At 44.6% G+C, this 12,335-nt stretch carries 13 protein-coding genes and 1 riboswitch; of the genes, 11 read left to right on the plus strand and 2 right to left on the minus strand.

What is annotated here, in order from left to right:
- Positions 1–72 precede the first annotated feature (72 nt).
- Complete coding sequence (gene phoA, locus AC1HDJ_RS09765; protein ID WP_479537084.1) at positions 73–1,533, minus strand: alkaline phosphatase; 1,461 nt, start codon at positions 1,531–1,533, stop codon at positions 73–75.
- A 332-nt stretch (positions 1,534–1,865) separates the two neighbouring features.
- Positions 1,866–3,230 carry an alanine/glycine:cation symporter family protein gene (locus AC1HDJ_RS09770; RefSeq protein ID WP_479535485.1) on the minus strand — a complete coding sequence of 455 codons (1,365 nt, stop codon included), beginning with the start codon at positions 3,228–3,230 and terminating at the stop codon, positions 1,866–1,868.
- Positions 3,231–3,356: 126 nt separating this feature from the next.
- A riboswitch (glycine riboswitch) is annotated at positions 3,357–3,452 on the minus strand.
- Positions 3,453–3,902: 450 nt separating this feature from the next.
- On the opposite strand from AC1HDJ_RS09770, the gene AC1HDJ_RS09775 reads away from it, so the two are divergent.
- From AC1HDJ_RS09775 to csgH, 11 genes are all read left to right on the plus strand, one after another.
- Positions 3,903–4,322: a CidA/LrgA family protein gene (locus AC1HDJ_RS09775; protein WP_479535488.1), complete on the plus strand. Its 420-nt coding sequence runs from the start codon at positions 3,903–3,905 to the stop codon at positions 4,320–4,322.
- The gene (locus AC1HDJ_RS09780) at positions 4,319–5,005 is read left to right on the plus strand and encodes a CidB/LrgB family autolysis modulator (RefSeq protein ID WP_479535490.1); all 687 of its coding nucleotides are present in this window, start codon (positions 4,319–4,321) and stop codon (positions 5,003–5,005) included. The genes AC1HDJ_RS09775 and AC1HDJ_RS09780 overlap by 4 nt, the downstream gene beginning before the upstream one ends.
- 170 nt (positions 5,006–5,175) lie before the next feature.
- Complete coding sequence (cdd, locus tag AC1HDJ_RS09785; RefSeq protein ID WP_479535492.1) at positions 5,176–6,075, plus strand: cytidine deaminase; 900 nt, start codon at positions 5,176–5,178, stop codon at positions 6,073–6,075.
- A 210-nt stretch (positions 6,076–6,285) separates the two neighbouring features.
- Positions 6,286–7,164 (plus strand): DMT family transporter, encoded by an 879-nt coding sequence (locus tag AC1HDJ_RS09790; protein WP_479535494.1) that lies wholly within the window; start codon positions 6,286–6,288, stop codon positions 7,162–7,164.
- A gap of 295 nt (positions 7,165–7,459) precedes the next feature.
- The gene (gene csgD, locus AC1HDJ_RS09795) at positions 7,460–8,101 is read left to right on the plus strand and encodes a biofilm master transcriptional regulator CsgD (RefSeq protein ID WP_479535497.1); all 642 of its coding nucleotides are present in this window, start codon (positions 7,460–7,462) and stop codon (positions 8,099–8,101) included.
- Between the two features lie 59 nt (positions 8,102–8,160).
- Complete coding sequence (csgE, locus tag AC1HDJ_RS09800) at positions 8,161–8,532, plus strand: curli production assembly/transport protein CsgE (protein WP_479535500.1); 372 nt, start codon at positions 8,161–8,163, stop codon at positions 8,530–8,532.
- A gap of 10 nt (positions 8,533–8,542) precedes the next feature.
- Entirely contained in the window at positions 8,543–8,944 is a 402-nt protein-coding gene (locus tag AC1HDJ_RS09805; RefSeq protein WP_479535502.1) for a curli assembly protein CsgF, read from the plus strand.
- 18 nt (positions 8,945–8,962) lie between these two features.
- A complete protein-coding gene (locus AC1HDJ_RS09810; RefSeq protein ID WP_438624014.1) occupies positions 8,963–9,799 on the plus strand; it encodes a CsgG/HfaB family protein in 837 nt (278 codons plus the stop codon).
- A gap of 399 nt (positions 9,800–10,198) precedes the next feature.
- Positions 10,199–10,723: a curli minor subunit CsgB gene (csgB, locus tag AC1HDJ_RS09815; protein WP_479535504.1), complete on the plus strand. Its 525-nt coding sequence runs from the start codon at positions 10,199–10,201 to the stop codon at positions 10,721–10,723.
- Positions 10,724–10,770: 47 nt separating this feature from the next.
- Positions 10,771–11,697 (plus strand): hypothetical protein, encoded by a 927-nt coding sequence (locus AC1HDJ_RS09820; protein ID WP_479535506.1) that lies wholly within the window; start codon positions 10,771–10,773, stop codon positions 11,695–11,697.
- Between the two features lie 159 nt (positions 11,698–11,856).
- The gene (gene csgH / locus AC1HDJ_RS09825; RefSeq protein WP_479535508.1) at positions 11,857–12,183 is read left to right on the plus strand and encodes a curli-like amyloid fiber formation chaperone CsgH; all 327 of its coding nucleotides are present in this window, start codon (positions 11,857–11,859) and stop codon (positions 12,181–12,183) included.
- The last annotated feature ends 152 nt before the right edge of the window (positions 12,184–12,335 follow it).

Here is a 12,335-nt window from a genome sequence, read left to right on the forward strand (position 1 = left end):
CATAAAAAAATGGCGGAGATAAAAAACACTTATCTCCACCATACATTAAACTTTCGTGTATTTAAAACAAGTTTATTGCTTGATATTCATTGCATCACGCAGAGTAAAGAACAGATCGGTTTGATCGGTCAACCCGACAACGTTCGCCGCTCGCGGGCCGTATGCCGCAATACGTAATTGTGAACCGGTATGCTCCTGAGAACCCTCTTCCGCCGTACCATAGCTGATAGCCATGATTGCACCATCTTTGGTCGTCAGAGCCTGAGTCAGGCCGGGTGCTTTGGTGTCAGGGGCGACTATTTGGCTGGAATGCGCATGATCGGCGGTCACAACCACCAGTGTATTCCCCTCTTTACGCGCAAACTCTAAGGCTTTTTGTACGGCTTCATCCAGATCGACCGTTTCACCAAACTGACCACACGGGTTAGCCGCGTGATTTTGTTTATCGATAGAAGCCCCTTCAACCTGCAAGAAGAAACCCTTTTTATTGTCTTTAAGCAAGTTAATCGCTTTTTCTGTCATCTCTGCCAGTGTCGGCACAGCAGCCGTACGAGCCGGATTATTGATACAGGTCACCGCAGGTTGTGTCAGGTTACCGTGTAAACTCGCTTTCGGGCCTTGCCAACGAACCGGCATATTACCATCAGAGAACAGCCCTAACAGCGGTGCTTTCTGATTAGCGCTGGTGATTTTTCCTAAATCATCTCTGTTTTCAACAATCACATACCCTTGTGCCAGCGCCTGCTCACGCAATGTTTTTCCCTGCCATTGCCCCGCTTTAGACACTTCGGCAAAGGTTTTCATTCCACCACCGAGTGAAACATCAGGGCGGGTTTTCAGCATTTGCTCTGTTACTGATCCTTTACCGCCATTTTCAAGCGCGTTGCTCGGGCAAAGCAGTGTGGTGGTATCAGGGCCATAACATTTACGGGCAGTAACATGTGCGACCTGCGCGGCAGGTGTGGCATCTTGCAGCTCGGCAGTAGAAACGTTACCCGTAGATTTTCCGGCTATTTTGGCCAATTCCAGCAATGTTGTGTGTGGTGTTTCTGTGATATCAACACTCAACGCACCGTTATAGGTTTTAACTCCGGTGCTCCAAGCCGTGGCTGACGCGGCAGAGTCTGTTACGTAATCGGGCTTACCAGTTTTCTTATCCAGCGCATAGTGTGTGTACTGGCCGGTTAGCGGTAAAGCATCAATACCCTTGAAATAGCCACCCGCACCTTCAGCATAGTTACGTGCACTGGTGATCTCCGAATCACCCATGCCATCACCAATCAGTAAAATCACGTTCTTAACGTGTTTGCCGGATAAAGAGGCACGCAGCGCGGCGGTCTGCTCAGCAGCCAAGCGGCGGGCACCGCCAAACTGGGTGATATCACCCTGTGCTGCACGTGCACTTAGCGGTGGTAAGCCGGCTAATTTATCCGCTTTACTGCCAGCGTCCTGATGGTCAGCAGCCTGAGCCCCCAAAGAGATCATGATTGCCGTGGTGATAAGCGCAAAAGAAAAACGTGTTGTCATTGTGATTATATCTCCATATAAAACAGTATCCTGCCGACTGTTGTCGGTCTGCATGGGAAATATAGGCGCTCACAATGACAGCTTGGTTACAAAAACAAAACAGTCTAGTGACACTCTGCCCTGATAAACATTGCAGCAGCGTTTGCAGCTGTATTTGCAACAGTGAACACCTTTGCATCCTGACAAGTCTGGCGTGATCACTGAGTATCGCTGATTTACTGGCAATTTTTTTAGAGGGAAATACCCTATATCGCAGTTGCCACACAATGCGGATATCGCAACATTTGTGTGGCAATTTATGCGGGAATAATGAAAGAAGAAAGTGCAGTAATAGCCGGTTAAACCGGCTGAATGGCAGAGGTTGATACTCGCATTCTAGCGAAATAATCACGGGTTTCAGCAATCACCACATGGCGTAATCCAAGCAGAGCTATCAGGTTGGGGATCGCCATCAGGCCATTAACAATGTCGGCCAAAATCCAGATCGTATCGAGTTTTAAAAATGCACCCGAGGCGACCAGTGCAATAAAAATCCAGCGATAAGGGTTAATGCCTTTTGTTCCCCACAAGTAGGTAACACAACGCTCACCGTAGTAGTTCCAACCTAAAATAGTGGTAAATGCAAAAAACATCAGGCCAATGGTCACAATCCATTCACCAATCCCGTTTAACCCACTCGAAAAGGCCGCATTGGTCATCGCCGCACCGCTTAGCGGGCCATTCCAGACACCGGTCACCACCAGTGCCAATCCGGTCATGGTACAGATCACCAGCGTATCAATAAATGTACCGGTCATTGAGATCAACCCCTGACGCACCGGCTCATTGGTACGAGCAGCGGCAGCAGCAATCGGTGCGCTTCCCAAGCCAGATTCGTTAGAGAATACTCCGCGCGCAATCCCTGATTTCATCACCTGCTGAATGGTCAGGCCAACCGCCCCACCGACAGCGGCATCAGGGTTAAACGCAGAGGTAATAATGAGCATAATGGCATCTGGCACTTTGTGGTAATTTACCGCCAGCAACATCACCGATCCGGCCACATAAAACAGCGCCATAAAGGGAACGGTAAATTGAGCGATCACTGAAATACGCTTTATCCCACCCAATGTTACGGCAGCAACCGTGCAAGTCAGCACCAAGGCGGTGATCCAAACCGGAAAACCAAACGTGGCATTGAGTGATTCGGTAATCGCATTCACTTGCGGAAAAGTACCGATACCAAAAAATGCGACCCCGACACCAAACAGCGCAAACAGTGAGGCCAACCACTTCAACCCCAACCCCTGTTCGATATAGTACATCGGGCCACCGGCCATCTGGCCATTAGCATCTTTAACCCGAAATTTAACCGCCAGCAGACACTCAGCATATTTGGTGGCCATACCAAAAAATGCCGCAATCCACATCCAGAACAGTGCACCGGGGCCGCCCGCTTTAATCGCGGTAGCTACACCCACAATATTTCCCGTGCCGATAGTAGCCGACAGTGCCGTGCACAATGCAGCAAATGCACTGACATCACCGACAGATTGCCCCGGCTCTGAACGGAACATATAGGAAAATGCCCGAGGTAGGCAGATAATTTGAATAAGCTTAAGCCGTAGGGTTAAGTAAACACCGGTGCCGACTAAAAGTGTCAGCAAAGGCGCGCCCCAAACCAGATTATCAACGCTTTGCAATACTGATTGCAGATCAAACACAATATTCCTCCTGTAAGGTAATAAATCTAACCATTTAGGAGGAGAAACAGATATGTGGACGTATGAAGCTCACCAAAACACTCATAGCACAACGCAGATTGCCCCTGCTGGGTCAATCTTCCGCACATCTCTTCCCCTGTCCTTTTGCCTGAGCGTTTGAGTAGCGGGAGCTACCTTGCGCCTTCGGCGTCCAATTCAATGGCTCTCTCCAAGGGCTCGTCCAGTAACAGTCTTTGCTGTTGAAAACAGCGCCTGAAAGATTTACTTCTTCGGCGTAGGGTCGATTCCCCACTCTCCTGATACCTTCATCCGAACTTTTTAGGCGTAACAACAACCGGTTACCGGCTGCTGAATACTTTTTTAGTCTATCAATCCAGTTTTGGCTTTGTCCAGTACCTCTGGGGGGTGATTTTGATCAAATAACACCAATTTTCGCCATAATCCTGTGTTTATTGGTTAGTTGCTGGCTATTTAGACAAGTTTGGTGTGATTCACAAAAATTATCTCTGGCTAGACAACAACAGCGTTATTGCACGAATAACGGTTCTTCATCGGTACTGAGTGTGGTAGTGTCGGAAATATTCGTGCACACATTATACATTGTGTGATCTATGGCGCGTTTCAAAAAACAATTGTATGATGATTTAAGTTTATTAAGCGTTGTCTATTCCTATGTCACAATTTACTCACTCTATATGGGGCTATGCCCGCGCATTTGCATTAATTTTCATCTGTTTATGGATCGGTAACGGTCTGTCTGAATGGCTGCATCTGAATATTCCCGGCAGTATTATTGGTATGCTGGTGCTATTTGCGCTGCTTTGTACTCGAGTCATTCGCCCTGACTGGGTCAGATCAGGTTGTTATCTTTTCATCCGCTATATGGCTGTGCTGTTTATTCCAATCGGTGTCGGGTTAATTAATCATTACAACCAGTTATCCAGTGAATTAGGTGCATTTTTGGCATCCACTACCGTCAGCACTATTATTGTGATGACCGCCGTGGCTGTGGTGTATCAGCGTATTCATGCAAAAAATCCGGATTCGGAAACACCGAAAAGTACAGATTCAGATGTGGAGAAACAGTCATGATATGGTGGCCTTTACCGCTGACCTTGGGCGTATTTTTTGCTGCTCGCTGGTTAGCAACCAAAATAAAATCACCGCTGATGAATCCGCTGCTGATCTCTATGCTGGTCTTGATCGCATTTTTGGTCTGTACGGGTATCCCCTACAGCGAGTATTTTTCGGGCAGTAAGCTATTAAATCAGTTGCTACAACCCGCGGTGGTTGCATTGGCGTTTCCGCTGTATGAGCAGTTACATCAAATCCGTGCTCGCTGGAAATCAATCATCGGGATCTGTTTTGTCGGCTCTTTTTTTGCCATTGTCAGCGGCACTGCCATCGCGTTACTGATGGGCGCTTCACCTGAAATGGCCGCATCTATTGCTCCGAAATCGGTCACCACGCCGATTGCTATGGCTGTGGCGCAAAATATTGGCGGAATTCCGGCCATTACTGCAGTTGCAGTTATCTATGTGGGTTTACTCGGTGCAGTATTTGGCCATATTTATATGCGCTGGCTGAAAATACACCACCCTTCTGCACGTGGGTTGGCTATGGGTAATGCCTCGCATGCACTGGGAACGGCACGCTGCGCAGAGGAAGATTATGTTGAAGGTGCGTTCAGCTCTTTGGCACTGGTGATCTGCGGCATTATTACCTCTTTAATTGCTCCACTGATCTTCCCTGTTCTGCTGCATATATTGCATTGAGCATAATAGCCTTATAAGCGATTAACACATCATTATTGTGGGATAACTCTCACAATAATGAATGCAATCAATATTCATTACATTAAAAAGTGACATCCATCACACTAAATTTCATATTTGCTCTCTAGAATCGTTGATCCTATAACTGAGAATAAAAAGGGATCACACGAATGCACGAGAGAATTCAAACAGCACTCACCCATCTTCCGCGTGATTTAGCTGCGGCGCTCACTCCCTATGTATCTCGTGCTGGTTTTGCCGGATGGCTTTCGCATGATGAGGTGGTTGCACTGCAATCAGCCTGCAACATGACCAGTGAGGCGCTTGCACTAGCACTGCTTCCTCTGGCAGCGGCCTATTCTGTTGCCCCTATTTCAGCATTTTATGTCGGTGCGGTAGCAAAAGGTGTGAGCGGTAATCTCTATTTTGGTGCCAATATGGAGTTTACCGGTGCAGCAATGCAACAAACTGTGCATGCAGAACAGAGTGCCATTACGCATGCGTGGATCCGTGGCGAAAAAGCCCTGAGCGATATCACCATTAATTACTCACCCTGCGGGCATTGCCGCCAGTTTATGAATGAACTCAACGCCGCGCCGACACTCAACATTCATCTTCCCGCACGTACCGCAAGCAAGTTACACGACTATCTGCCGGAAGCCTTTGGCCCGCGCGATCTGAATATCACCACACTGTTGATGGATAACCAAATGCACCAATTATCCATTGAAAAACAAGTTGATATGGAAGAAGACACGGTAATACAACAGGCATTATCGGCGGCCAATGCTAGCCATGCGCCTTACAGCAAAAGCTATTCAGGCGTTGCCCTGCAAACGGCATCAGGCCAGATTTATCAGGGGATGTATGCTGAAAATGCGGCGTTTAACCCAAGCCTACCCCCGCTGCAAGCGGCATTAATCAACCTAAATCTTTCTGGTGAGGCTTTCAGCCAAATTACTCGTACGGTATTGGTGCAAAGCCACGTGCAAACCATTAATCAGCAACCAGCAACTGATGTCATGCTGCATGCACTGGGCTTACCATCCTGTGAGTGCGTGACGGTGTAACTAAATGTAGCGTAGCCGCATCAGCAAACTCTGGTGTGGCTATTTTTTCGCTGCTATTTTTTAACGCTTGTTTTACAACAGATATTATTCTTTTTATGTTTCGCTTATATCCCACTTTTTATGTTCGGTTTTGCTGTGTTGCTGGCAGGAAATCGGTACACTACTTCCCTTAATTTGTGACTGATTGCCGAAGATTTTAAGTAGCCCCTCATGACAATGCACACTCACCGACCATTAGTCGGCGCCAGTTGGATGATTCTGGCTGGGCTCGCTTTTGCCTGTATTAATACGCTGACACAATACATCAGCATTCATATGCGCCTGCCTTCAACCTCTGTTGCTCTGTATCAGTATCTTGTTGCGCTGATAGCCATGCTGCCTTGGTTACTGAAAACCGGTTTACGGCGCTCTTTGCATACCCAGCATTTTGGGCAGCATGTGTTTCGTATCTTTTTATCGGTTATCGGTATTCAGTGCTGGTTGTGGGCGCTGGCCTACCCTATTCCTATCTGGCAAGGCATTGCGTTATTGATGACATCACCGCTGTTTGCCACACTCGGTTCAGGGCTTTTTTTAGGGGAGAAAGTCGGCGTGGCCCGCTGGTGTGCTACGTTAGCTGGGTTTATTGGTGCAATGATTATTCTTGAGCCGTGGGGAAGTGAGTTTAAGCTGATTACCTTGTTGCCGCTGGCCGCCGCCTTTTTCTGGGCAAGTTACTCATTAATGGTCAAAAAACTTTCTCATCATGACTCATCTACCACCATGGTGGTTTACCTGTTACTGCTAATTACTCCTTTTAATCTGGTATTAGCCATTCCAGAATTTACACTGCCAACGCTCTATAGTGGCGCAATTTTACTGGTTGTCGGGTTACTCACCGCATTTGCACAAACCGCCATTGCCAAAGCTTACGCCAGTGCTGATGCCTCTTTTGTGCAACCCTTTGATAATTTTAAATTACCTATCAATATTGCTGCCGGTTGGATTGTGTTTGGCTGGGCTCCTCCTGGCCGTTTGTGGCTTGGTGCAGCCATTATTATTGCGGCTACGGCATTTATTACCCACCGCGAGCACCAGCAATCGGCATAGAATTAAAACTTAACCCTCTTTCTACGCCATCTCATCAACGGGTATCTATAGCCTGCTTAATTAAGCAGGCTATTTTTTTACGATTGACTATGCTTATTTTATATCCCCTCATTTAATAGAATATTTCTTTATAAAGTAATTAAACATTCTTTAAGTAATAAGTGCTAACTGCTTGTTATCTCAGTAATGAAACATAATGGCATATAAATAGGGAGGCGGAAGAAATAAGATTAATCCGCTACGCTTTCGTACTAATCATAAAGTGCATATTCCCGTATAGCTGATGAGGTTTACTATGGAAAAACAAGCGCATTTGCTGCTTATTACCAAACCATCGCTTCAGGTTAGCGCATTAAGTCGAACCTTACGGGAAAAGACAACTCTGCCTGTTAGCATCCATAACCTACACAATACGCTAGATGATGTGCCCTCTGCACTGACTGTCATGCTTTTTGACATGGCAGAGATGGATAACAAAGAGATTAAACTCTGGCAATATCAGATATTTAAGTATCGAGCCAATATTAAAACACTGCTGTTTAATATGTCAGATACCTATTCACAGGAGGATGTTCTTGCATGGCCCTCTATTTGTGGATTATTTAAAACAGATGAAAGTGAAGATGTGCTAGTCAAAGGTATTAAATCTGTTATTCAGGGTGAGTTTTGGTTGCCGCGCAGCTTAACCAGCTTGTTAATCGAGCATTTACGTGTGCATCAACGCGGTACGGCCAACTATCCGCAACTGACATTGCGTGAAAAAGAGATCTTGGAAAAACTACGCTCAGGTGCATCAAATATGGAGATCGCCAGCACCTTGTTTGTCAGTGAGCATACAATTAAATCGCATTTATACAATTTATTCAGAAAGATAAATGTTAGAAATCGCACACAAGCGATCTACTGGGCCGAAGAAAATGTTAAACAACAGTCATAACCGCCATGAATAACTCCCCTATTATCCTGTGGCGAAAATTTACTGCTAGCCTGCTAGCCGTGGCCATATTGGTATTAACTACCTTATATCCACCACCACTGCATGCTGTTGAGCTGGAAATTGCTGGATTAATCACCAACAGAACTATTACCCCCGTTGGCCATGATTTTTATCGCTTATTTAGTGATAAATGGCAAGCCAGTGATCATATCAACCTGACCATTTACGAGAAACCCAGTGCACGTTGGGGAAGTATTATCACCATAAAAAATGAACAAAATGTGTTATTTAGAACTGTACTTTTTCCCAGTAAAAAAAGTTTAGAGAAAACCGTTAATCAAGCCATTGTTGTAACAGCTGATAACCTAGCAAAAATTATGTTTGATAAAGCACTGCTAAAAACCGATGAATTAGCCTCTGATGAGTTTTGATGGAGATATTATGAAAAAAAATATACTGCTTACAGCTCCTATGCTCATGCTAAGTCTCTTAGCACAGGCTAGCCCGTTGATTTACCAGCCGGTAAACCCCAATTTTGGGGGAAACCCGAATAACGGCGGTTATTTAATGTCAGGTGCTCAGGCTCAAAATAGCTACCGTGATCCTTCACTCGAATCAGCACTAGCAACCCCGTCAGCGCTTGATAACTTAAGCGAATTATTACAATCAAATTTGGTGAGTGATTTATTAAGTAATCCGACTGCCGGACAATCAATCTCAACCAATGACTTTTCCGTAAAAGTGCAACAAGGTGGCAATGCCGGTCAGCTCGTGGTCTTAATTACCGATAAAAAAACCGGACAAACCTCTACCATTGAAGTCAGTGGCCGCTCAACAAATTAATCTATAAGGGTTACCTCTATGCGAGCAATGATTTTAACCGCAGTGTTATTACTGGGGGGATGTGCGGTCACTGATATACCCAAGGAAGGTGCAAAACCAACCTTAATGCCGCGCCCTAGCACCTATAAAGATCTGGTTCAATTGCCAAAACCAAACGGGAAAATAATTGTCTCCGTTTATTCTGTTCAGGATGAAACTGGCCAATTTAAACCGCTTCCTGCCAGCAACTTCTCTACTGCTGTGCCACAAAGCGGTAATGCCATGCTAACCTCAGCATTAAAAGACTCCGGCTGGTTTGTACCGTTAGAACGTGAGGGGCTGCAAAACTTACTCAATGAACGTAAAATCATTCGGGCAGCCCAAGAAAGTGGTACGGTTGCAGCCAATAACCAAAACCCTCTGCCCTCACTGCTTTCTGCCAACGTACTGATTGAAGGCGCTATTATTGGCTATGATACCGATATTAAAACTGGTGGTGCGGGCGCCCGTTATTTCGGCATTGGCGCATCAGGAAAATATCGGGTTGATCAGGTTGCGGTAAACCTGCGAGCGGTCGATGTCAGAACCGGCGAAATACTGCTTTCGGTAAATACCAGTAAAACCATACTCTCGAATGAATTTTCAGCCGGTGTCTTTAGGTTTATTGAGTTTCAGCGATTACTCGAACTTGAAGCCGGATTTACCACCAATGAACCGGTTATGTTGTGTATGATGGCCGCGCTCGAATCCGGCGTAGCCCACCTTATTGTTGAGGGGTTAAAACAAAACCTGTGGGGGTTACAAAACCCATCTGAGATAAATAACCCGATTATTCAGCGCTATATGAAAGAAGAAGTACCTGCGAATGTAGATTGATTACCTCCGTAGATATTACTCTTTAACCCTTATTAAGACCGCTCTGGCGGTCTTTTTTTACTTTTATATTATCCTCAGCCATATTCACATTTTTTCAAAACTTATTTTCTTGCATCTTATATTTTAAAGAAACCGTATAAATACTCACTAATTAAATTTACGCGATGATAAGAATCACACTAAAAACCAACCTCAAACAACAAAAAATAACAAAAAATAACAAACCAGAAGCCAAAATAATTAATACCTAACCACTATTAATATTATGCACAGTCAAATAAAAACAACAATTTATCGATGGAAAATAAAAATAATTAATACTTTATAATGTAATATTACATACAAATACGAATATAGTTTTATTTATAGTTATTAACATCCCGCCAATAATTAGGCTGCTTGAAACGCAAAGCGGATAAAAGAGTAACTCTAATGCAGCGAAAGTATTCTTGGCTACCTGCGCTTATTTTGCTGTCATTAATCCCGACAACTTATGCAGCAGAAGATTTAGCGTCTGATGAGATAAACTTCAATACCGTTGATATTTATCAGGCTGGATACAAAAACAGCACTGATATTCTTCAGCACGGTGTATTTAATGATGCATCATTGAGGCAAATAGGAAAAGGCAATGATTTCACCCTCACCCAGTATGGCTCACACAATACGGTGTTTGCTGAACAGTCAGGGGTAAATAACATTGCTGATGTTTCACAATACGGTTCAGGCAACGAAGCATATATTAATCAAAGCGGTTACGCCAACAATGCAGCGATTAATCAATATGGGTTTAACAACTACGCAGCTGTTATACAAATTGGCTCGAGTAATCAAGCTAACATTAATCAAAACGGCACAGGCCTTAGTGCTGCAGTCGTGCAACATGGTGTAGGTTTACCAATTACCTTGTCACAAAGTAATTAGCAAACCGATGAATTAATTCAGGCAAAGCAACACTGAGGATTTTTATAATGAAAATGTTGAATCTGTCTATCATCACCGTCGCTATTTTAGGCTCCGTTGCTATTAATGCTGCTAATCAACAAACAACCATTTACCAATCAGGTAATGGTAACTTGGCAGATGCTCTGCAAAGTGGCTCTAACGATGTACTCATTGATGTTACCCAGCTGGGTACTAAAAACACCGCTGATTCAAAACAACTCAATGCCTCAATGAGTGATACCACCATTTACCAAAGTGGCTCACGCAACAGTGCCGTCACCGATCAGGGTGGCAGTAAAAATGATATTAATATTGAACAGCGCGGTAAACGTAACAGTGCTGACGTACTGCAAGCCGGTTATAAAAATGATACCAATATAGACCAGCGCGGCCGGAAAAATGATGCCACGGTCGACCAAAGCGGTAAACGCAACGATATCACCATTGACCAGTTTGGCCGTAAAAACAGTGCCGATGTTGCACAAAAAGGCCAGCTAAATAAAACTGATATCGATCAGCACGGTAATAAAAACAGCGCGGATGTTACTCAACGTGGTCGTAAAAATGATATTGATATAGACCAAAGCGGCACAGCAAACAGTGCTCAAGTCACACAATCAGGCCGTCGTAACGATACCACCGTGGATCAATCAGGCTCTTATAACGATGCTATCGTGAAACAACGTGGACGCTTTAATGATATCGATGTAAGCCAAACCGGGCAAAACAACACCGCGCAAGTCAAACAACGTGGCCTGAATAATGACGTTGATGCCGTACAAATTGGCCGCCGTAATGATGCCGATATCAAGCAATCCGGTGGTATGAATACCTCAGACACCTACCAAAATGGCCACCATAACAGTGTTACCGTTGACCAGAGTGCCTTTGGTGATTTAGCTACCGTAACACAATACGGTGGTCACAATACCGCCAATGTCACACAAAATTAGCTGAACATTGTTAAGCTATTACTAAAAATAGATCTACACTCTATATCAGACCACAGCTAAAAGAAGCGGAAACTCAGGTATTCCGCTTCTTTTGTTTTATACGTAACGTACTATATTTACACAGTATAAATCATAACTAACTGGATAAAAGGTATAACTATGTTGGCTCTATTGCTGGCGGGTGCATTACAAGCACAAATCTGGTTTGATGTAAAAACACAGGGTACTGAGTCAACCGTGGTTGCTTACGCAAAAACAACCCAAGATTGCCTATGCCACTACCATATTAGTATTGTAAAAGAAGGAAAATCAGGTACTAACCGCACATCACAACACCAAGAAAGTGACTTTGATGCCGATAACCCCGAAGTGCTCTCTTCCATGCGTTTAGCTCTCTCATCGGCGGATAAAGTCACCATCTCTATAGAGCTCTACGCAGATAATCTGCTTCTTTCACAAGCATCTACAGAACTACCCAAACCATAACCAGAATAGCCTCAATAACCAGACCGTACGGCTGATTACGCATCTTTTCCGTAAGATTTACCACTTTGTACCGATATTAACAATGTCAGCCATCTCTGATTCTGGCACATTAAATCCCCCATAACTTGCGCGCTCGCACATTTATGAGTAAT

Source organism: Plesiomonas sp. ISS29 (assembly GCF_056522795.1).

Coding starts and splice junctions, on each gene's coding strand:
- AC1HDJ_RS09775 (WP_479535488.1), top strand. CDS start 3,903: ATGTCACAATTTACTCACTCTATATGGGGCTATGCCCGCGCATTTGCA.
- AC1HDJ_RS09780 (WP_479535490.1), top strand. CDS start 4,319: ATGATATGGTGGCCTTTACCGCTGACCTTGGGCGTATTTTTTGCTGCT.
- cdd (WP_479535492.1), top strand. CDS start 5,176: ATGCACGAGAGAATTCAAACAGCACTCACCCATCTTCCGCGTGATTTA.
- AC1HDJ_RS09790 (WP_479535494.1), top strand. CDS start 6,286: ATGACAATGCACACTCACCGACCATTAGTCGGCGCCAGTTGGATGATT.
- csgD (WP_479535497.1), top strand. CDS start 7,460: ATGGAAAAACAAGCGCATTTGCTGCTTATTACCAAACCATCGCTTCAG.
- AC1HDJ_RS09805 (WP_479535502.1), top strand. CDS start 8,543: ATGAAAAAAAATATACTGCTTACAGCTCCTATGCTCATGCTAAGTCTC.
- AC1HDJ_RS09810 (WP_438624014.1), top strand. CDS start 8,963: ATGCGAGCAATGATTTTAACCGCAGTGTTATTACTGGGGGGATGTGCG.
- AC1HDJ_RS09820 (WP_479535506.1), top strand. CDS start 10,771: ATGAAAATGTTGAATCTGTCTATCATCACCGTCGCTATTTTAGGCTCC.
- csgH (WP_479535508.1), top strand. CDS start 11,857: ATGTTGGCTCTATTGCTGGCGGGTGCATTACAAGCACAAATCTGGTTT.